Source organism: Streptomyces sp. Edi4 (genome assembly GCF_040253615.1).
Taxonomy (GTDB): Bacteria; Actinomycetota; Actinomycetes; order Streptomycetales; family Streptomycetaceae; genus Streptomyces.
In genome coordinates, this window is record NZ_JBEJGY010000004.1 from 4,887,724 (window position 1) to 4,907,583 (window position 19,860).

Below are 19,860 nucleotides of genomic sequence, written 5' to 3' on the forward strand. Positions count from 1 at the left end.
CCGTGGGAAACACAGACAACCTCATCGCGCTGCTCATCGCGGCGCCCCTGCTCGGAGCGGCCGTCCTGCTGTGCGGGGGCCGGCGCCTGGACAAGGCGGGCCACTGGCTGGGCACCCTGCTCGCGGCCGCGTCCTTCGTCATCGGCGCGGTGCTCTTCTTCGCCATGCTGGGCCGCTCGGGCGAGCACCGGACGGTGACCCAGCACCTGTTCAGCTGGGTCCCGGTCGAGGGCTTCCAGGCCAACGTGGGCTTCCACCTGGACCAGCTGTCGATGACCTTCGTCCTGCTGATCACCGGCGTGGGCACCCTGATCCACGTCTATTCGATCGGCTACATGGAGCACGACGAGAACCGCCGGCGCTTCTTCGGCTACCTCAACCTGTTCCTCGCGGCGATGCTCCTGCTGGTCCTCGCCGACAACTACCTCCTGCTGTACGTCGGTTGGGAAGGCGTGGGCCTCGCGTCCTACCTGCTCATCGGGTTCTGGCAGCACAAGCCGAGCGCTGCGACCGCCGCGAAGAAGGCCTTCCTGGTCAACCGGGTCGGCGACATGGGCCTGTCCATCGCCATCATGGTGATGTTCACGACGTTCGGCTCCTTCGCCTTCACCACCGTGCTCGGCGGCGCGGGGCAGGCGAGCTCGGGCCGCGACACCGTCATCGGCCTGATGCTGCTGCTGGCCGCCTGCGGCAAGTCGGCGCAGGTCCCGCTCCAGTCCTGGCTCGGCGACGCGATGGAGGGCCCGACCCCGGTCTCGGCCCTGATCCACGCGGCGACCATGGTGACCGCAGGCGTCTATCTGATCACCCGCTCCGGGGCGGTCTTCAACGCGGTGCCCGACGTCCAGACGGCCGTGGTGGTCGTCGGCGCGGTCACGCTCCTGTTCGGTGCGATCGTCGGTTGCGCCAAGGACGACATCAAGAAGGCCCTGGCAGGCTCGACGATGTCGCAGATCGGCTACATGATCCTGGCCACCGGCCTCGGCCCGATCGGCTACGCCTTCGCGATCATGCACCTGGTGACGCACGGCTTCTTCAAGGCGGGGCTCTTCCTCGGCGCCGGCTCGGTGATGCACGGCATGAACGACGAGGTCGACATGCGCAAGTACGGCGGCCTGCGCAAGCACATGCCGGTCACCTTCGTCACCTTCGGCCTCGGCTATCTCGCCATCATCGGCTTCCCCGGCCTGTCCGGCTTCTTCTCCAAGGACAAGATCATCGAGGCGGCCTTCGCCAAGGGCGGCACCGAGGGCTGGATCCTCGGCGCGGTCACCCTGCTGGGCGCCGCGATCACCGCGTACTACATGACGCGCGTGATGGTGCTGACCTTCTTCGGCGAGGAGCGCTGGCGCAACGCCAGGACCCCCTCGCCGGCCGAGCCGAGCGTGGAGCCCGCCGCCGAGACGCGCGGCGCCCACGACGAGCCGCACCCGCACGAGTCCCCGAAGTCCATGACGATCCCCATGATCGTCCTCGCCTTCGGCTCGGTCTTCGCCGGCGGGATCTTCGGCATCGGCGACCGGTTCGTGAAATGGCTGGAGCCGGTCACCTCCTTCGACCACGGCGACTCGCCGGTGGGGCAGTGGACGGTCACCGCCGCCACCATCGTCTGTCTCCTGATCGGCGTCGGTCTCGCCGTCGCCCAGTACGGCAGGAAGCCCGTCCCGGCCGTCGCCCCGCGCGGCTCGCTGCTCACCCGGGCGGCCCGCCGTGACCTGCTCCAGGACGACTTCAACCACGTGGTCCTGGTCAGGGGCGGCGAACACCTCACCCGCTCGCTCGTCTACCTCGACCACAGCCTGGTCGACGGAGTCGTCAATGGAACCGCCGCCTCGGTCGGCGGGCTCTCCGGCCGCCTGCGCAGGCTACAGAACGGCTACGCCCGCAGCTACGCGGTCTCGATGTTCGGAGGTGCTGTGGTGATCATCGCCGCGACTCTGCTGATGAGGGCGGTGTAACGCGATGTCCTTCCCCCTCCTGACCGCGACGGCCGCCCTGCCGGCGCTCGGCGCGGTCGCGACCGCCGCCGTCCCCGCCGCCCGGCGGACCGCCGCCAAATGGCTGGCCCTGCTGGTCTCGGTGGGCACCCTGGTGCTCGCCGCGATCCAGCTCGTGCGGTTCGAACCGGGCGGCGCGCGCTACCAGTTGACCGAGTCACACGCCTGGATCAAGGACTTCGGCGTCCGCTACGAACTGGGTGTCGACGGCATCGGCGTCGCCCTCATCGGGCTCACCGCGCTCCTGATCCCGTTCATCATCGCGGCCGGCTGGCACGACGCCGACCCCCTGGAAACGCACAGCAGCCGCTGGCGCCCGACCCAGGGCTTCTTCGCCCTGATCCTCGCCGTCGAGGCGATGGTGGTGCTGTCCTTCGAGTCCACCGACGTCTTCCTCTTCTACATCCTGTTCGAAGCCATGCTCATCCCGATGTACTTCCTCATCGGCGGCTTCGGCGACCGGGCCCACGCAGGGGGCGACGAGGCGGCGGCGACCCAACGCTCGTACGCGGCAGTCAAGTTCCTGCTCTACAACCTGGTCGGCGGACTCATCATGCTGGCCGCCGTCATCGGCCTGTACGTGGTGGCCGGCTCGTTCTCGCTGAACGAGATCGCCCAGGCGCGCGCCGGCGGCACGCTCCACATGGCGACCGGCACCGAGCGGCTGCTCTTCCTCGGCTTCTTCTTCGCCTTCGCGGTCAAGGCCCCGCTGTGGCCGCTGCACACCTGGCTGCCCAACGCGATGGGTGAGGCGACCGCGCCGGTCGCCGTCCTGATCACCGCGGTCGTCGACAAGGTCGGCACGTTCGCGATGCTGCGCTTCTGCCTCCAGCTCTTCCCGGAGGCCAGCAAGTGGGCGACGCCCGTGATCGTGGTGCTCGCCGTGATCAGCATCATCTACGGGGCGCTGCTCGCGGTCGGCCAGCGCGACATCAAGCGCCTGGTGGCGTACGCGTCGATCTCGCACTTCGGCTTCATCATCATGGGCATCTTCGCGATGACCAGCCAGGGCCAGTCCGGCGCCACGCTGTACATGGTCAACCACGGCATCTCGACGGCCGCCCTGATGCTGGTGGCGGGCTTCTTGATCTCGCGCCGGGGCTCCCGGCTCATCTCGGACTACGGCGGCGTCCAGAAGGTCGCCCCGGTGCTCGCCGGTACGTTCCTGGTCGGGGGCCTCGCCACGCTCTCGCTGCCGGGGCTCGCGCCGTTCGTCAGTGAATTCCTGGTCCTGGTCGGCACGTTCAGCCGCTATCCGGTGGCCGGCGTGGTGGCGACTCTCGGCATCGTCCTGGCCGCGCTGTACGTCCTCGTCCTCTACCAGCGGACGATGACGGGACCGGTCAAGGCGGAGGTCCAGGGCATGCCCGACCTCAAGGTCCGCGAACTGCTGGTGGTCGCCCCGCTGATCGCCCTCCTTGTCTTCCTCGGCGTCTATCCGAAGCCGCTGACGGACATCGTCAACCCGGCGGTGCGCCAGACCATGTCGGACGTGCACAAGAAGGATCCCAACCCCGCGGTGGAGGCGGCCAAGTGAGCTCATCAGCTGTCCACAGCCTGTGGACCACGGCGGCCGGGGGAACGCTGGACAAGATCCCCGCGCCGCACATCGAGTACGCGCAGCTCGCGCCCACGCTGATCGTGCTGGGCGCGGCGGTCATCGGCGTGCTCGTGGAGGCCTTCGTCCCGCGCCGGGGCCGCTACCCCACGCAAGTGTTCCTCTCGGTGGTCGCGCTGGCGGCCGCCTTCGCGGCGGTCGTCGCCCTCGCGGCCGGCGGCTACGGCACGACCAAGGCGCACATCGCGGCCATGGGCGCCGTCGCGGTCGACGGCCCCGCGCTCTTCCTCCAGGGCACGATCCTGCTGGCCTCCATCGTCGCCGTCTTCACCTTCGCCGAGCGCCGCCTCGACCCGGTGACGCACGGCAACAAGGTGGACTCCTTCGCGGCCCAGGCGGCCTCGGTGCCCGGCAGCGACGGCGAGAAGGCCGCCGTCAAGGCCGGGTTCACCACCACCGAGGTCTTCCCGCTCGCCCTGTTCGCGGTCTCCGGGATGCTGGTCTTCCCGGCGGCCAACGACCTCCTGACCCTGTTCGTGGCGCTTGAGGTGTTCTCTCTCCCGCTCTACCTGCTGTGCGCGCTCGCCCGCCGCAAGCGGCTCATGTCGCAGGAGGCGGCCGTCAAGTACTTCCTGCTCGGCGCGTTCTCCTCCGCGTTCCTGCTCTTCGGCATCGCGCTCCTGTACGGGTACGCCGGCTCCGTCTCGTACGCCACGATCGCCGACGTGATCAGCGGCTCGGTGCAGAACCTGGACCCGGCCCTCGCCGGCACCATGGGCAACGACGCGCTGCTCCTGATCGGCGGGGCGATGCTCCTGATGGGGCTGCTCTTCAAGGTCGGCGCGGTGCCGTTCCACATGTGGACCCCGGACGTCTACCAGGGCGCCCCGACCCCGGTCACCGGCTTCATGGCGGCGGCCACGAAGGTCGCGGCGTTCGGCGCCCTGCTGCGCCTCCTGTACGTGGTGCTGCCCGGCATGAGCTGGGACTGGCGGCCGGTCATGTGGGGCGTCGCGATCATCACGATGCTGGGCGGCGCGGTCGTCGCGATCACGCAGACCGACATCAAGCGGCTGCTCGCGTACTCCTCGATCGCGCACGCCGGGTTCATCCTGGCCGGTGTCATCGCCACCAACGCGGACGGCATCTCCTCGGTCCTGTTCTACCTGGCGGCGTACTCCTTCGTGACGATCGGCGCGTTCGCGGTGGTCACGCTGGTGCGGGACGCGGGCGGCGAGGCGACGCACCTGTCCAAGTGGGCCGGGCTCGGCCGGCGCTCGCCGCTGGTCGCAGCGGTCTTCGCGGTCTTCCTGCTCGCCTTCGCGGGCATCCCGCTGACCTCCGGGTTCTCCGGGAAGTTCGCCGTGTTCAAGGCGGCGGCTGAGGGCGGCGCGGGGGCGCTGGTCGTGGTCGGTGTGGTCTCCTCCGCTGTCGCGGCGTTCTTCTACATCCGGGTGATCGTGCTGATGTTCTTCAGCGAGCCGAAGGCGGACGGGCCGACGGTGGCGGTGCCGTCGCCGCTGACGATGACGACGATCGGGGTGGGGGTGGCGGTGACGCTGGTGCTCGGCGTCGCGCCGCAGTACTTCCTCGACCTCGCGCACCACGCGGGGGTATTCGTGCGGTAGGCCTTCTGAGGGGTGCGGGTCCCGGCGCGGGTGGGTGGCGCCGGGACCTTTGCCTTTCCCTCGCGGGGGTCCGGGGTTGTGGATAACTCTCGGGCTGTCGGCGGGGGCGCCTATCGTTACGAGGGTGAACGGTGAGGCGGACGACGGACCAGTACGGGGGACCGAGCGATGACCGCAACGGGCGGGACGCAGATGGTGGACACGCAGAGCGACGCCCTGCGCACACTGCACCGCGTCTTTGGATACGAGGCGTTCCGCGGCGCCCAGGGCGACATCATCGAGCACGTGGTGGCGGGCGGCGACGCCCTGGTGCTCATGCCAACCGGCGGCGGCAAGTCCCTCTGCTACCAGATCCCCGCGCTGGTCAGGCCCGGCACCGGCGTCGTGGTCTCCCCGCTCATCGCCCTTATGCAGGACCAGGTGGACGCGCTGCGGGCCCTCGGCGTGCGGGCCGGGTTCATCAACTCCACGCAGGACTTCGACGAGCGCCGCACCGTGGAGGCCGAGCTGCTCGCCGGGGAGCTCGACCTGCTCTATCTGGCACCCGAGCGGCTGCGCGTGGAGGCCACCCTCGATCTGCTCTCCCGAGCCAAGATCTCCGTCTTCGCCATCGACGAGGCGCACTGCGTCGCCCAGTGGGGCCACGACTTCCGCCCCGACTACCTCGCCCTTTCCCTGCTCGGCGAGCGCTGGCCGGACGTGCCGCGGATCGCCCTCACCGCGACCGCCACCGACGCCACCCACCGCGAGATCACCCAGCGCCTGGTCATGCCGGACGCCCGGCACTTCGTGGCGAGCTTCGACCGGCCCAACATCCAGTACCGGATCGTGGCCAAGAGCGACCCGAAGAAGCAGCTCCTCGCCTTCCTCAAGGAGGAGCACGACGGGGACGCGGGCATCGTCTACTGCCTCTCGCGCGCCTCGGTCGAGAAGACCGCGCAGTACCTGAGCGACAACGGCGTCCAGGCCGTCCCCTACCACGCGGGGCTCGACGCGGGCACGCGCGCCGTCAACCAGTCCCGTTTCCTGCGGGAGGACGGCCTGGTGGTGGTGGCCACCATCGCCTTCGGCATGGGCATCGACAAGCCGGACGTCCGGTTCGTCGCCCATCTCGACCTGCCCAAGTCCGTCGAGGGCTACTACCAGGAGACCGGCCGCGCCGGGCGTGACGGGCTGCCGTCGACGGCCTGGATGGCGTACGGGCTCCAGGACGTCGTCCAGCAGCGCAAGATGATCCAGGGCGGCGAGGGTGACGAGGCTTTCCGGCGCCGGGCCGCCGCGCACCTCGACGCGATGCTGGCCCTGTGCGAGGCCGCCTCGTGCCGGCGTGCGCAGCTCCTTGGCTACTTCGGCCAGGAAGCCACCGCGGAGAACTGCGGCAACTGCGACACCTGCCTGACCCCGCCCAAGACGTGGGACGGCACGGTCGCGGCGCAGAAGGCGCTCTCCACGGTCGTGCGTCTTCAGCGCGAGCGGGGCCAGAAGTTCGGCGCGGGCCAGATCATCGACATCCTGCTCGGCCGCAGGACCGCGAAGGTCATCCAGTTCGACCATGACGCGCTGTCGGTCTTCGGTATCGGGGAAGACCTCTCCGAGACCCAATGGCGGGGTGTGGTGCGGCAGTTGCTCGCGCAGGGGCTGCTCGCGGTGGAGGGCGAGTACGGGACGCTGGTTCTGACCGCGACGAGCGGGGACGTTCTCGGCGGGCGGCGTGAGGTCCGGATGCGGACGGAACCGGAGAAGCCGGCGCGGGCGGCGCGGGCTGCGCGCGGGGCGTCCGGCAAGAAGGCCGCGGTGGCCGACCTGCCCGAGGAGGCGGTGCCGGTCTTCGAGGCGCTGCGGGCGTGGCGGGCGGGGGAGGCGAAGGAGGCGGGGGTTCCGGCGTACGTCATCTTCCACGATGCGACGTTGCGGGAGATCGCCACGGTTCGGCCGGGGTCGTTGGAGGAGTTGGCCACGGTGAGTGGGGTGGGCGAGAACAAACGCGCCAAGTACGGCGAGGGCGTCCTGTCCGTCCTGGCCGGCACGGGCCCTGCCGGGGGTGGCGGCTGAGGTTGCCGGTCCTGGCCAGCATCGCCCCCTGCCGGGGGCGGCGGGCTGAGGATGCGCATGCGGGCCAGCATCAGCCCTGCCAGGGGCGCGGGGAACTGCGCGCTCAGCCACGCACGGCCCGCAGCCGGGGCCCCTGGGGCTCCGCCCCAGACCCCGTTCGCGCCTGAAGGGCGCTCGTCCTCAATCGCCGGACGGGCTAGGTATGTCCCAGTGGGCCAGCACGAGCCCTGCCGGGGGCGCGGGGAACTGCGCGGTCAGCCACGCACGGCCCGCAGCCGGGGCCCCTGGGGCTCCGCCCCAGACCCCGTTCGCGCCTGAAGGGCGCTCGTCCTCAATCGCCGGACGGGCTAGGTATGTCCCAGTGGGCCAGCACGAGCCCTGCCGGGGGCGGACGGGCTGACTATGCCCATGCGGGCCAGCATCAGCCCGCCAGGGGCGCGGGGAACTTCGCGGGCAGCCACCTGCGGCCCGCGCACGCAGTACACCGCCCCCCCGGACGGGCTACCGCGCTGGAGTAACCCGGCCCCGGACCTCGCCGAGGCCTACCGGGACCCCGTGGGGGCCGGGGGCCCACGCCGTGAGGGTGACCTCGTCGCCGTCCTCCAGGAACGCCCGCTTGCCCGAGTCGAGTTCCAGCGGCTCCGTGCCGTTCCAGGTGAGTTCGAGCAGGGACCCGCGCTGGTCGCGCTCGGGCCCACTGACCGTGCCCGAGCCGTACACGTCCCCGGTCCGCAGCGACGCGCCGTTCACCGTCATGTGGGCCAGCTGCTGCGCGGCCGTCCAGTACATCGAGGCGAACGGCGGCTCGGCGACCGGCGTGCCGTTGATCGAGACCGTGATGCGCAGGTCGAACCCGCCCGGGACCTCCTCTGCGGAGTCGTCCAGGTACGGCTGGAGGGGCAGGTCGCGGGCCGGTGGGGCGACGCGGGCCGCCGCGAGGGCCTCCAGCGGGGTGACCCACGCCGAGACCGACGTCACGAAGGACTTGCCGAGGAAGGGGCCGAGCGGCACGTACTCCCAGGCCTGGATGTCCCGCGCGGACCAGTCGTTGAGCAGGAACAGGCCGAAGACGTGCTCCTCGAAGGAGCCGAGCTCCACCGGCTCGCCCAGCGCGGACGGCGTGCCGACCACGAAGCCGACCTCGGCCTCGATGTCCAGCTTGACGGACGGGCCGAACACCGGCGCGGCGTCGGAGGGTGCCTTGCGCTGCCCCCGGGGGCGGCGCACCTCCGTGCCCGAGACCACGATCGTGCCGGACCGGCCGTGGTAACCGATCGGCAGGTGCTTCCAGTTGGGGGTGAGCGCCGCGCCGTCGGGACGGAAGATCTGGCCCACGTTGGTGGCGTGGTGCTCGCTCGCGTAGAAGTCGACGTAGTCGGCGACCTCGTACGGCAGATGCAGCTCGACGTCCGCGAGCGGGTGGAGCAGGGGCTCTATCACGGGGCGGTGCGCGGGCACCGTCACCCACGCGGTGAGCGCCCTGCGCACATCGCGCCAGGCCGTGCGCCCCGCCGCGAGCAGCGGGTTGAGGCTCGGCTTGGCGAGGAGCGCCGCGTACGGGGAGCCCAGCGCGTGCGCCGCGGCCCCCGCGTCCAGGACATGGTCGCCGATGCGTACGCCGACCCTGCGGTCCTCGGGGACTGCCCGGCGTGGAGAACACGCCGTAGGGGAGATTGTGCGGGCCGAAGGGGTCGCCCTCGGCCAGTTCGAGCGGGCTCTGCTCGGACATCGGTGCCTGCCTCGCTTTCGACGGGTGTGGGCTACACGTTACGTCGGCGCTGCTCAGCGCGGCAGTGCCTAAAGAGTTCGTCATGTCCGGAAATTCCGCCCCCGGAAGGGACCGTTCCCCCTTAGCGTCTCTGTCCGGGGCGCGAGCGGCGAGGGGGCCGCCCGTCCCACCGGGCCGGGGTGCCTTTTGTCCCGAGGGGGGACTGGTGGCGGGCAGTGGCGTGCTGTTCAGGGCGGACCGCGACATACCGGGTCTGATCGTGAAGTTCGGGAACTATCCGCTGCATCACGGCGGCGTCGGCGCCATCCGCAGCCTCGGCAGACTCGGCGTGCCGATGTACGCGATCACCGAGGACCGCTGGACGCCCGCCGCCCACTCGCGTTACCTCACCCGGGCCTTCCCGTGGCCCACGACCGGCGCCGAGGAGCCGGGTGCGCTGGTCGCGGGGCTGCTCGCCATCGGCGAACGGATCGGGCGGCCCGCCGTCCTGATCCCCACCGACGAAGAGGCCGCGGTGCTGATCGCCGAGCACCAGAAGGAACTCGCGGAACGCTTCCTCTTCCCGCCGGTCGCGCCCGGCCTGCCCCGGCGTCTTGCCAGCAAGCGGGGGCTGCACGAACTGTGCGTGGAGCACGGCGTGCCGTCCCCGGCGGCCGCCTTCCCCGACACGTACGCCGACGTCGAGGACTTCGCGCGGCACGCCCGCTTTCCCGTGGTGGCCAAGAACCTGGAGGCGTTCGTGCGCCGCCGCCGCCCCGCCGTGCCCGGCACCACCCGGATCGAGGACCCGGCGCACCTGCTCGCGCTCGCCCGTGGCTGGGGCGAGCGGCCCGGCGTGATCCTCCAGGAGTACCTGCCGCGCGAACAGGCCGAGGACTGGATCGTGCACGCCTACTTCGACGAGAACTCCACGCCGCTCGCGCTGTTCACCGGCGTGAAGGTGCGGTCCTGGCCGCCGCACGCGGGGATGACGGCGACCGCGTACGTCGTGGACAACCCCGAACTGGCCGCGCTGGCCCAGCAGTTCGTCAAACAGATCGGGTTCACCGGCATCGTCGACCTCGATCTGCGCTTCGACCGGCGCGACGGGCGCTACAAGCTCCTGGACTTCAACCCCCGCATGGGCGCGCAGTTCCGGCTCTTCGAGAACGTCGCGGGCGTCGATGTGATCCGCGCCCAGCACCTCCACCTCACCGGCCGGGGGGTGCCCAAGGGCGAACAGCGGGCGGGGCGGCGGTATGTGGTGGAGAACATCGACCTGCCCGCCCTGCTCGCCTACCGCCGGGACGGCTGGGTCAGCCCGCATGTGCCGGGGCGCCCGGCCGGGACCGAGCTCGCCTGGGTCGCCGGGGACGATCTGCGTCCCTTCTTCGCGATGGCGGCGCGCTCCCTGAGCCCCGGGGCGCGCCACCTGTACCGGCTCTGGCGCAGTTCGCGCCGCGCGGTGACGAAAGAGGCCGGCCGCCCAACTCACCTGTCGTACACGCCGGCCGAGCCGGCCGAATCCGAGAGATCCGAGAGATCCGAGAGATCCGAGAGAACCGAGAGAAGGGGCCGCGAGTGAGCACTGCGACACGTCCGGTGGCGGTGATCGGGGCGGGGCCGTTCGGCCTGTCCGCCGCCGCGCACCTACGGGCCCGGGGCATCCCGGTCCGCGTCTTCGGCAAGCCGATGGTCAGCTGGCGTACGCACATGCCGGCGGGCATGATCCTCAAATCGACGCCGGCCGCCTCCGGCATCGACGCGCCGCAGCGGGGACACGGGCTGCTGGACTTCTGCGCGGACAGTGGGGCGCGGCGGCTCGAATCGGACTGGGACCTCATACCGGTGGAGGACTTCGCTGCGTACGGGCAGTGGTTCGCCGCGCGGCTCCTGCCCGATCTGGAGCAGGTCGCGGTGGTCTCGGTGGACCAGGTGCCGCGCGGTGGATTCGCCCTGAAACTCGACTCCGGGGAGAGCTTCGAGGCGCGGGCGGTCGTCGTGGCCACCGGTCTTACCGGGTTCGCCCGGATGCCGCGCGAGCTGGCGGCGGCCGCGCCCGACGGGCCCCGCGTGAGTGGCCCGATCTCGCACGCCTCCCAGCACCGCGACCTGTCCGGCTTCGCGGGGCGCGAGGTGCTGGTGGTCGGGGCGGGTCAATCCGCCCTGGAGAACGCGGTGTTGATGGCGGAGGCGGGGGCGGACGTACGGGTCGTGACGCGGCGGACGGGCGCGGTCCGCTTCGGCGCCGCCCCCGACCGGCAGCCGCGCCTGCGTCCCGGCTCGCCGTTCGGCAGGGCCTGGTCGCTGTACGCCCTGTCGTCCCACGCGACGCACGTGCGCCATCTGCCCGCGCCGGCCCGGCACTATCTGGTGCGCCATGTGCTGGGCCCGCTGGGCGCGTGGTGGCTGCGCGAACGCTTCACCGGGCGCGTCGGGGTGAGCGAGGGGCGGCGGATCGTGCGGGCCCGGGTGGAGGCGGGACGCCCGGTGCTGACGCTGAGCGGTGGGACGGGCGCGGAGCGGGAGCTGTCGGCGGATCACGTGATGGCGGCGACGGGGTACCGCGTGGACGTGGCGGCGCTGGGGTTTCTGGGGGACGGGGTGCGGGCCGGGCTCCTCACCTCGCGCGGGGCGCCGGTGCTGGACGCGGGCTTTCAGTCCGCGGTGCCGGGGCTGTACTTCACGGGTCTGCCCGCGGCGTCCTCGTTCGGACCCTTGATGCGCTTCGTCTGCGGCACGGGGTACGCCTCGCCGCGCCTGGCATCGTCGCTGGCCGGCCTCTGACCCGCTGTGCGCGGCTCCCCGCGCCCCGCCGCGGCTGGTGCGGGCGGGTGTGGTCAGCCCGCCGTGCGGGGGAGGCGGTGGTGCCAGGTGCGGTGGAAGACGACTTCGTCGCCCTCGCGGCACACCACCTCGTCCGACATCACGAAGTCCGCCGCGTCGCAGGAGATCTCCGAGCGCGTGTCCACGCTCACGTCCCACCCCAGCTCCGGCCGGTGCAGTTGGACATGCCAGGTGGAACAGGTCCGCGCGGACAGCGGATCGTCGGACTCGATCACATACGTCTCGCGCGCGTCCTCCACACATTCGAGGCCGTCGGGGTGGACCCGGGTCCCGCCGGGGCGCGGCCCGGCCTCCAGGCGCCACTCGCCCTTCGCCACGTCCCGTACGACAAGCCGCTCCGGACGCGGCTCGTCCAGCGGCGCAGGGAAGGAGACGCCCAGCGGCTCGGACTGTTCGGGGTCGGCGAAGGCGATCGTGTCGTCGCACGTGTGCTCCCTGACCGGGAGTTGGAGCGAGGAGCCGGCGGGATCGAGCGTGAACCCGACCGAGTCGGCCTGCGGCCAGATCCACGGCCAGTACGCGGAGGACACCGCGAGCCGGACGCGGTGCCCCGGCGAGAAGGCGTGTCCGATGCCGCTGAGGGCGAAGGTCACGTCCTGCCTCGCGCCCAGCGGCCAGGCGTCCGCGCGGTCCTTGCCGTGGCGCGAGGACAGGTTCAGGACGCCGCGCGTCACGAGCGTGGAGGAGCCGTCCGGGGCCACGTCGCACAGCCGCGCGATCGCCTGGCCGAAGGGCACGTCCATGCGCAGCCGCAGGGTCACCACCGGGCGGCCCAGGATCTCCAGGGGCCCAGGCCCCTCCGGCACGGGGAAGTCGAAGGCGGCCGAGTGGGCGTCCTCGGCGCGCTGGTCGGGGGGCAGGTCGGCGGCGCCGCCGAAGGGGACGAAGCGGCCGGCGTCGAGTCCGGTGTGCTGCGGCGAGCGCACCCGCACGGGCGCGCCGCCCAGCGCGTACGCCACGGGTGTGATGTGCGGCGAGGGCCAGGCGGGGTCGCCCACCCAGCGCCCGGGAAGCTCGGCGTAGGCCGTGGCCGGCGGGTGCGACTGGCTGATCCAGGACCGCAGCAGCGGCTCCTTCATCACGCCCGTCTCCTCGCCCTTGAGGTGCTGGTCCCACCAGCGCAGGGTCTCCTGGAGGAAGCCGATCGCGGGCCCGGGCGACAGGCCCCGGTCGGGGTACTGGTGCGACCAGGGCCCGAGCAGACCCCGCACCCGGTCGGCGGGCAGGTGTTCCACCAGGCGAAGGACCGTGTCCCGGTGGGGGTCGTGCCAGCCGCCCACCGCGAGGACGGCCGCGCCGATGGCCCCGTGGTCCTCAGGGACGCTGCCCTGTTTCCAGTAGGCGTCCCGGGTCTGGTGGGCGAGCCAGGTGTGGATGAAAGGCCGCACCGATTCGAGCCGTTCCAGCCACATTTCGCGCCATTTTTCCCCGACGAAGGCGGGGTCCGGCGGGCGCGCGACCAGCGCCAGCAGGGCGGCCGCCCAGGCGTGTGTGTCCACGGCGAGCACCGAGCCGCCCAGGTAGTGGACGTCGTTGTCGTAGCGGTCGTCGCTGGAGCAGACCGTGACGACCGCCTTCAGGGGTTCGGGGGCGAGCGCCGCGATCTGGAGAGCGGCGCAGCCGCCCCAGGCGATGCCGAACATGCCCACCCTGCCCGTGCACCAGGGCTGCCGGGCCAGCCAGCCGACCACCTCGACGCCGTCGGCGAGTCCGGCCGCGTCGTACGGGTCGCCCGGCAGCCCCTCGGAGCAGCCGTACCCGCGCACGTCGACGCGGACCGAGGCGTAGCCGTGCCCGGCGTACCAGGGGTGGCGCTGCCAGTCGCGCGGGGCCGTCCCGTCGGTGAGCCGGTGCGGGGCGTATTCCAGCAGGGCGGGGACGGGCTCGTCGGTGACGGGACGCCACAGGCGCGCGTACAGGAGCGTGCCGTCGGACAGCGGGATGCGGACATCCTCGCGCCGCGTCCGGTGCGGGAACTCGGTGCGGATGTGCATGGCGGCAACCTCGGGGTACGGGGTGCGGTCCGGCAGGTTCTCCGGGGCGCCGGCCCTTGTTCCGGACAAAAGTCTCTTCCTGGGTGTATGGGCTGATCAAGAACATACTGGTGTCCAAGGGACTGTGCGCGCGGGGTGACGGGAAGGCGCCCATGGTGATCGAACAGCGACCCGATACGCTGACTTGAGTGAAGGCAGCGACACATCGACAATCCGTGTGATCGTCAGCAGACAGGAGTACCCCTCGTGACCGTCGTCGGGCCGTTCGGGCTGAGCGTGCGGGACCAGGCACTTGAAGCCGATGTCCAGACCGGATTGGCAGCGGTCGAGGCGGGGCTGCTCGACGCCACCAAGAGCGAGGTTCCGTTCATCACGGAGGCCGCTCAGCACCTCATCCGTGCAGGTGGCAAGCGTTTCCGCCCCTTGATCGTGATGCTGGCCGCCCAGTTCGGCGACCCGTACGCGCCGGGCGTGGTCCCCTCCGCCGTGGTCGTCGAGCTCACGCACCTCGCGACGCTCTACCACGACGACGTGATGGACGAGGCCGACGTGCGCCGCGGCGTGGACAGCGCCAACGCCCGCTGGGGCAACTCCGTCGCGGTCCTCACGGGTGATTTTCTCTTCGCGCGCGCGTCGCACATACTGGCGGATCTCGGCCCCGAGGCCGTACGTATTCAGGCCGAGGCGTTCGAACGGCTCGTCACGGGCCAGATCCTGGAGACCGCGGGCCCCCGCGACGGGCGCGACCCGGTCGACCACTACCTCGACGTGCTGGCGGGCAAGACTGGCTCGCTCGTCGCCGTGGCCGGCCGGTTCGGCGCGATGATGTCCGGCGCCGACGAGTCGGTCGTGGACATCCTCACGCAGTACGGCGAGCGCCTTGGCACCGCCTTCCAGCTCGCCGACGACGTCCTGGACATCGCCAGCGACTCGCACGAGTCCGGCAAGACCCCCGGCACCGACCTGCGCGAGGGCATCGCCACGCTGCCCGTCCTGCATCTGCGGGCGCGGGCCGCGCGGGAGGGCCGGGCCGAGGACCTGGAGCTGGTGGCGCTGCTCGACGGCGACCTCGCCGACGACGCGCGCCACGCGGAGGCGCTGGGCCGGCTGCGCGTCCACCCGGCCCTCGAACAGGCCCGCAGGGACACCGTCCGGTACGCGGAGGAGGCGCGGGCCACGCTGGCGCCGCTGCCCTCGGGGTATGCGAAGTCCGCGCTCGAAGAGCTCTGCGACGCGGTCGTGCACCGCGCCGGCTGATCCGGTCGGGGGCGCGGGCGCCCCCTGACGACGGGGTCCGTCTCAGGGTTCTGTCATACCGGAGAGGTACGCGGATTGCGCCCGGGGGCTGACGCGCCGTGGCGCCGGTTTTGGTCGAATGGACATCACCACTCCTGACCAATTCGGGTGAGAATGGCGGCGCGGGGTGGAACTGAGCACGACGGACGGACGCCGCCGACCACGGAGGTAGGGCACACATGGCACCGAACGACAGCGCACAGGCCACCGACGAGGCCAGGGAGCCCGGCGCGGGCCGCCGCAAGGCGGCGCGCTACCTGGTCCCGGTCGCCGTCGCGGGCGTCGCGGCAGCGACCATCGGGCTCGTCCCGGCTCTCGCCGCGGCCGGCGACCCCAGTCTGCCGAAGATCAGTGCGCAGCAGCTCATCGAGAAGATGGCCGCGTCGGACACCCAGGAGCTGTCCGGCACGGTGAAGATCAGCACCGACCTGGGCCTGCCGGGCCTCGGCAGCCTCGGCTCCTTCGCCCCCAAGGGCGGCGGCTCCGACAAGTCGGCCGCGCCGGACGCCAAGCTCACCGAGCTCGCCACGGGCACCCACACCCTGCGCGTCGCGGCCGACGGTCCCGACCGCCAGAAGGTGTCCATCCTGGAGGACGCGGCCGAGTACAGCGTGATCCACAACGGCGACGACGTCTGGGCGTACGACAGCGGCTCCAACCAGGCCTATCACGAGCGGCACGCCGCGACAGGCGCGGGCCGGGAGCACGGCGGCAAGAACCCCGGCTCGGACGTGCCGACCACGCCGAAGGCGCTGGCCGACCAGTTCCTCAAGAACGTCGACCCGACCACCGCCGTGTCGGTGGACGGCACGGCGCAGGTGGCCGGGCGCGACGCCTACCAGCTCCTGATCAAGCCGAAGCAGTCCGGCTCGACCATCGGCTCGGTCCGCATAGCCGTGGACGCCAAGACGGGCGTACCGCTGAAGTTCACCCTCGCGCCGAGCGCGGGCGGCAACGCCGTGGTCGACGCGGGCTTCACCAAGGTCGACTTCTCGAAGCCGTCCGCGAGCACCTTCACCTTCACCCCGCCCAAGGGCGCGAAGGTGACCGAGGACGACGGCAAGCACCAGCAGACGTCCAAGCCCGGGCAGAACCTGCCCGGTGGACTCGGCGGACTCGGTGCCCTGGGCGACGGCAAGAACGGCAAGAACGGCAAGGACACCAAGGTGATCGGTGAGGGCTGGAGCGCCATCGCCGAGATCCAGACCGGCGGCAAGGGCATGCCGAAGGCGGACCCCGGCAAGGGTGGCGGGAACGCGCAGAAGTTCCTGGACTCCCTGGGCGACAAGGTCTCCGGCAAGTTCGGCACGGGCACGGTCTTCAAGACCCGCCTGATCAACGCCCTGATCACGGACAACGGCAAGGTGTACGTGGGCGCGGTGACCAAGGACGCGCTGGTCGACGCGGCCAACTCGGGCAAGTAGCGAGGGGGTTGGGGCGGGCGCGGCCGGAACTCCGGCCGCACCCGCCCCGGCCGCGCCTCGCGTGAGCGGCGGAAAGGCGCGGGGTGGGAAGCACTGAACCGGCCGGCGGTGAACGGGCCGTCGGCGACCGGGCCAACCGTGAACCGGCCAACGGTCAACGGGCCGTCGGTCAACGGGCCGTCGGCGAACCGGCCATCGAGACGCACGGCCTGACCAAACGTTTTCGGGGCGGCCAGCTGGCCGTGAACGGACTCGACCTCACCGTGCCGCGCGGCAGTGTCTTCGGCTTCCTCGGCCCCAACGGCTCGGGCAAGACCACCACCATCCGCATGCTGATGGGCCTGATCGATCCGACCTCCGGCAGCGCGCGGGTCCTCGGAGGGCCCATGCCGAAGGCCGCCCGCGCCGTGCTGCCCCGGGTGGGCGCCCTGATCGAAGGACCGGCCCTGTACGGGTTCCTGTCCGGCCGCGACAACCTGCTGCGGTACGACGCCGCCGACCCCACCGCCGACCCGCGCACCCGCGCCGCCCGGGTGGCCGCCGCCCTCGAACGGGTGGGTCTCACGAGCGCGGCGGGCAAGAAGGCGCGGGCGTACTCGCTGGGCATGAAGCAGCGCCTCGGCCTCGCGTCCGCGCTGCTCCAACGCCGTGACCTGCTGGTCCTCGACGAGCCGACCAACGGCCTGGACCCGCAGGGCATGCGCGAGATCCGCGCCCTCGTCCGGGAGCTGGCGGACGAGGGGACGACCGTCTTCCTCTCCTCGCACCTGCTGGACGAGATCGAGCAGGTCTGCTCGCACGCCGCCGTGATGAACCAGGGCAGGCTCGTGGTCCAGGGCGCGGTGGCCGAGCTGGCGGCGAGCGCGCGCGGCCGCCTCGCGGTGACCACCCCGGACACCGGCGCGGCGGCCCGCCTCCTGAAGGAGCACGGGATCGCCGGTGTGACGGTGGCGGGCGGCGACCGCGTCACGGGTGAACTGCCGCCGGACGACGTCGAGTTGGCCGACCTCAACGCCGCGCTCGTGCGGGCCGGGGTGCGGGTGCGGGGGTTCGCGGCCGAGCGGGCCTCACTTGAGGACGCCTTTGTCGCGCTGACCGGGGAGGGCTTCGATGTCGCGGGCTGAAGCCGCCAAGGGCACTGAGGGCACTGAGGCCATGGACGGGCCGGCGCAGGGACCGCCGGTGCGCGCGCCGGGCGTCCTGTGGTCGCTCGGGCTCTTCCGCTCCGAGCTGGTCACCGTGGTGCGCCGCTGGCGCACGCTCGCGCTGCTCGCCGTGCTCGCCGCCGTACCGGTCCTGATCGGCATCGCGGTGAAGATCGACACGAGGGGCGGCAGGGGCGGGGGAGGCGGTGGCGAGGGCGGCGGTCCCGCCTTCCTCTCGCAGATCACCAACAACGGTCTCTTCCTGGTCTTCGCGGCGATCGCCGCCACCCTGCCGGTCTTCCTGCCGATGGCGGTCGGCGTGGTGGCGGGCGACGCGGTGGCGGGCGAGGCCCACGCGGGCACCCTGCGCTATCTGCTGGTCGCCCCGGCGGGCCGTACCCGGCTGCTGCTCGCCAAGTACGCCTCGGTGCTCGCGTTCTGCCTGATCGCCACGCTGGTGGTGGCGGTCTCGGCGCTCGCTGTCGGCGCGCTGCTGTTCCCGCTCGGCGAGGTCACCACGATCTCCGGCACGCGGATCTCGTTCGGGGACGGGCTGCTGCGGGGCGTGGCGATCGCGGGGATCGCCGCGCTGTCGCTGTCCGGGATGGCGGCGCTCGGCCTGTTCGTCTCGACGCTGACCAACAGCGGGATCGCGGCGATGGCCTCGACCGTGGGGCTGCTGATCACGGTCCAGATCCTGGGCCAGATCCCGCAGCTGCACGCCATCGGGCCCTATCTCTTCCCGCACTACTGGCTGTCCTTCGCGGACGTCCTGCGCGAGCCGGTCTACTGGGACCAGTTGGAGCGCAACTTCGAACTCCAGGCCCTGTACGTCGCGGTGTTCGGCTCGGCGGCCTGGGCACGCTTCACGACGAAGGACATCACGGCGTGAGCCGAGCCGAGCGGGACAGTCGTGCCGAGCCCACCCCCGTGCGGCTCGACACGACACGTTCCGTTTCCTGCGCCATTGTTTGGAGTCGGACGTCGTGCTGTCAATCCGGTTCCGGGCCTGCTCGTAGAGTGAGGGCATGATCACCCCGTCCGAGTCCGCCCCGAGTGCCAGGCGCCGCAGCGAGAAGTCGCGGCGCGCGACCCTGTCGGCCGCGCTGGGTCTGTGTACGGAACACGGATACGACAAGGTCACCATCGAGGCCATCGCGGCCCGTGCGGGCGTGAGCAAGAAGACGATCTACCGGTGGTGGCCCACGAAAGGCGCGGTCCTGCTCGACGCGGTCACCGAGCTAGCGGTGAGCGATACGCCCTTCCCCGACACCGGCGACATCGAGGCCGATCTGCGCGCCCACATCGCAAGCGTGGTGAACCTGCTGAACTCGCGGGTGGCGGGCGCCGCTTACACCGGGATCCTCTCCGAGGTGCTGCATGACGAGCGGCTGGCCCGGGCGGTCAACGACGAGCTCGTCATTCCGCGCGTCACCCTCATCCACGAGCGGATGCGCCAGGCCCAGGAGCAGGGCCAGCTGCCGAAGGACGCGGACCTTCCGCTGGCCGTCGAGATGCTGTACGGCCCGCTCTACTACCGGTACGCGCTGGGGCGGCCGCTTCCCTCGCAGGAGCGGGTGGACGCGCTGGTGGCGCATGTCATGCGTGCGTTGCGGGCGTCGGGGTCGAGCTGAAGAAGGTCTTGGCGCGGGTGATCGCGTCCAGGTCGCCCTCGATGTCGCCGGGGTTATTGCCGGTGCCGAGCAGTACGCCGCCCCAGTTCATGCCGAGGTACGCGGCCGAGAGGCGCAGGGTGCCCTTCAGGGGGTCGGCCGCCGTGTGGTCGCTCCCGGCGAGCGCGGTGACGCCCCACAGGGTGCGGCCCGCCATGCGGCGCTTGAAGCCGAGTTCGGGGGTGTGGAGCCAGTTCACCCAGTGGTCCAGGTAGTGCTTGACCGGGGTGGAGACGCTGTACCAGTACAGCGGTGAGGCGATGACCAGGTCGGTGGCGGCCAGCGTCGCGTCCAGGAGCACCGCCGCGTCGCCCGCCGGAGCGGGACGTACCCGCTCCTCGCCGTGGCGAGGGTCGCTGAACGGCGGGAGTTCGAGGTCGGTGAGGCGCAGCCAGCGGGTGCTGTCACCGGCGGGCAGCTGCTCGGCCGCGCGGCGGGCCAGCGTTTCGGTGTTGCCGCCGGCGCGGGTGCTGCCGAGCAGGAAAAGGAAGTCGCGGGCCATGGTCCCCTCCGTCTGTGGCCCGGGCCGTGGACGGCC

The 19,860-nt window shown here is 71.7% G+C and carries 13 protein-coding genes and 1 pseudogene; 11 read left to right on the top strand and 3 right to left on the bottom strand.

All coding sequences use genetic code 11. The annotated features are described in order from the left end of the window. Positions 1–2 precede the first annotated feature (2 nt). From nuoL to recQ, 4 genes are all read left to right on the top strand, one after another. On the top strand, positions 3–1,958 hold the full coding sequence (gene nuoL / locus ABR738_RS24215; RefSeq protein ID WP_350232080.1) for an NADH-quinone oxidoreductase subunit L: 1,956 nt from the start codon (positions 3–5) through the stop codon (positions 1,956–1,958). Between the two features lie 4 nt (positions 1,959–1,962). After that, a complete protein-coding gene (locus tag ABR738_RS24220; protein ID WP_350232081.1) occupies positions 1,963–3,534 on the top strand; it encodes an NADH-quinone oxidoreductase subunit M in 1,572 nt (523 codons plus the stop codon). Beyond that, positions 3,531–5,183, top strand: coding sequence for an NADH-quinone oxidoreductase subunit NuoN (gene nuoN / locus ABR738_RS24225; RefSeq protein WP_350232082.1), 1,653 nt, complete (start codon positions 3,531–3,533; stop codon positions 5,181–5,183). Before ABR738_RS24220 ends, nuoN begins: the two co-directional genes overlap by 4 nt. 168 nt (positions 5,184–5,351) lie before the next feature. Then, positions 5,352–7,235 (top strand): DNA helicase RecQ, encoded by a 1,884-nt coding sequence (gene recQ / locus ABR738_RS24230; protein WP_350232083.1) that lies wholly within the window; start codon positions 5,352–5,354, stop codon positions 7,233–7,235. Between the two features lie 501 nt (positions 7,236–7,736). On the opposite strand, the pseudogene fahA reads toward recQ, so the two are convergent. Further along, positions 7,737–8,964 (bottom strand): annotated as a pseudogene (gene fahA, locus ABR738_RS24235) (fumarylacetoacetase). A 220-nt stretch (positions 8,965–9,184) separates the two neighbouring features. Here fahA and ABR738_RS24240 point away from each other — a divergent pair. After that, a complete protein-coding gene (locus tag ABR738_RS24240) occupies positions 9,185–10,528 on the top strand; it encodes a carboxylate--amine ligase (protein WP_350234711.1) in 1,344 nt (447 codons plus the stop codon). Next, positions 10,525–11,730 carry an FAD-dependent oxidoreductase gene (locus tag ABR738_RS24245; RefSeq protein ID WP_350232084.1) on the top strand — a complete coding sequence of 402 codons (1,206 nt, stop codon included), beginning with the start codon at positions 10,525–10,527 and terminating at the stop codon, positions 11,728–11,730. The genes ABR738_RS24240 and ABR738_RS24245 overlap by 4 nt, the downstream gene beginning before the upstream one ends. A gap of 53 nt (positions 11,731–11,783) precedes the next feature. Here ABR738_RS24245 and ABR738_RS24250 read toward each other — a convergent pair whose 3' ends face one another. After that, a complete protein-coding gene (locus tag ABR738_RS24250) occupies positions 11,784–13,784 on the bottom strand; it encodes a CocE/NonD family hydrolase (protein WP_350232086.1) in 2,001 nt (666 codons plus the stop codon). 246 nt (positions 13,785–14,030) lie between these two features. Here ABR738_RS24250 and ABR738_RS24255 point away from each other — a divergent pair, with 246 nt between their 5' ends. The 5 genes from ABR738_RS24255 (at position 14,031) to ABR738_RS24275 (ending at position 19,283) form a co-directional block, all read left to right on the top strand. Then, positions 14,031–15,041: a polyprenyl synthetase family protein gene (locus ABR738_RS24255; RefSeq protein WP_350232087.1), complete on the top strand. Its 1,011-nt coding sequence runs from the start codon at positions 14,031–14,033 to the stop codon at positions 15,039–15,041. A gap of 218 nt (positions 15,042–15,259) precedes the next feature. Continuing rightward, positions 15,260–16,504, top strand: coding sequence for a LolA family protein (locus ABR738_RS24260; RefSeq protein ID WP_350232088.1), 1,245 nt, complete (start codon positions 15,260–15,262; stop codon positions 16,502–16,504). Between the two features lie 194 nt (positions 16,505–16,698). Next, on the top strand, positions 16,699–17,628 hold the full coding sequence (locus ABR738_RS24265) for an ABC transporter ATP-binding protein (RefSeq protein ID WP_350234712.1): 930 nt from the start codon (positions 16,699–16,701) through the stop codon (positions 17,626–17,628). Beyond that, positions 17,615–18,541, top strand: coding sequence for an ABC transporter permease (locus ABR738_RS24270; protein WP_502964129.1), 927 nt, complete (start codon positions 17,615–17,617; stop codon positions 18,539–18,541). The genes ABR738_RS24265 and ABR738_RS24270 overlap by 14 nt, the downstream gene beginning before the upstream one ends. A gap of 136 nt (positions 18,542–18,677) precedes the next feature. After that, positions 18,678–19,283 (top strand): TetR/AcrR family transcriptional regulator, encoded by a 606-nt coding sequence (locus ABR738_RS24275; protein WP_350232089.1) that lies wholly within the window; start codon positions 18,678–18,680, stop codon positions 19,281–19,283. On the opposite strand, the gene ABR738_RS24280 is transcribed toward ABR738_RS24275, so the two are convergent. Beyond that, positions 19,249–19,824, bottom strand: a complete 576-nt coding sequence (locus ABR738_RS24280) for a flavodoxin family protein (RefSeq protein ID WP_350232090.1) — start codon at positions 19,822–19,824, stop codon at positions 19,249–19,251. The two genes, ABR738_RS24275 and ABR738_RS24280, sit on opposite strands and share 35 nt — an antisense overlap. Positions 19,825–19,860 lie beyond the last annotated feature (36 nt).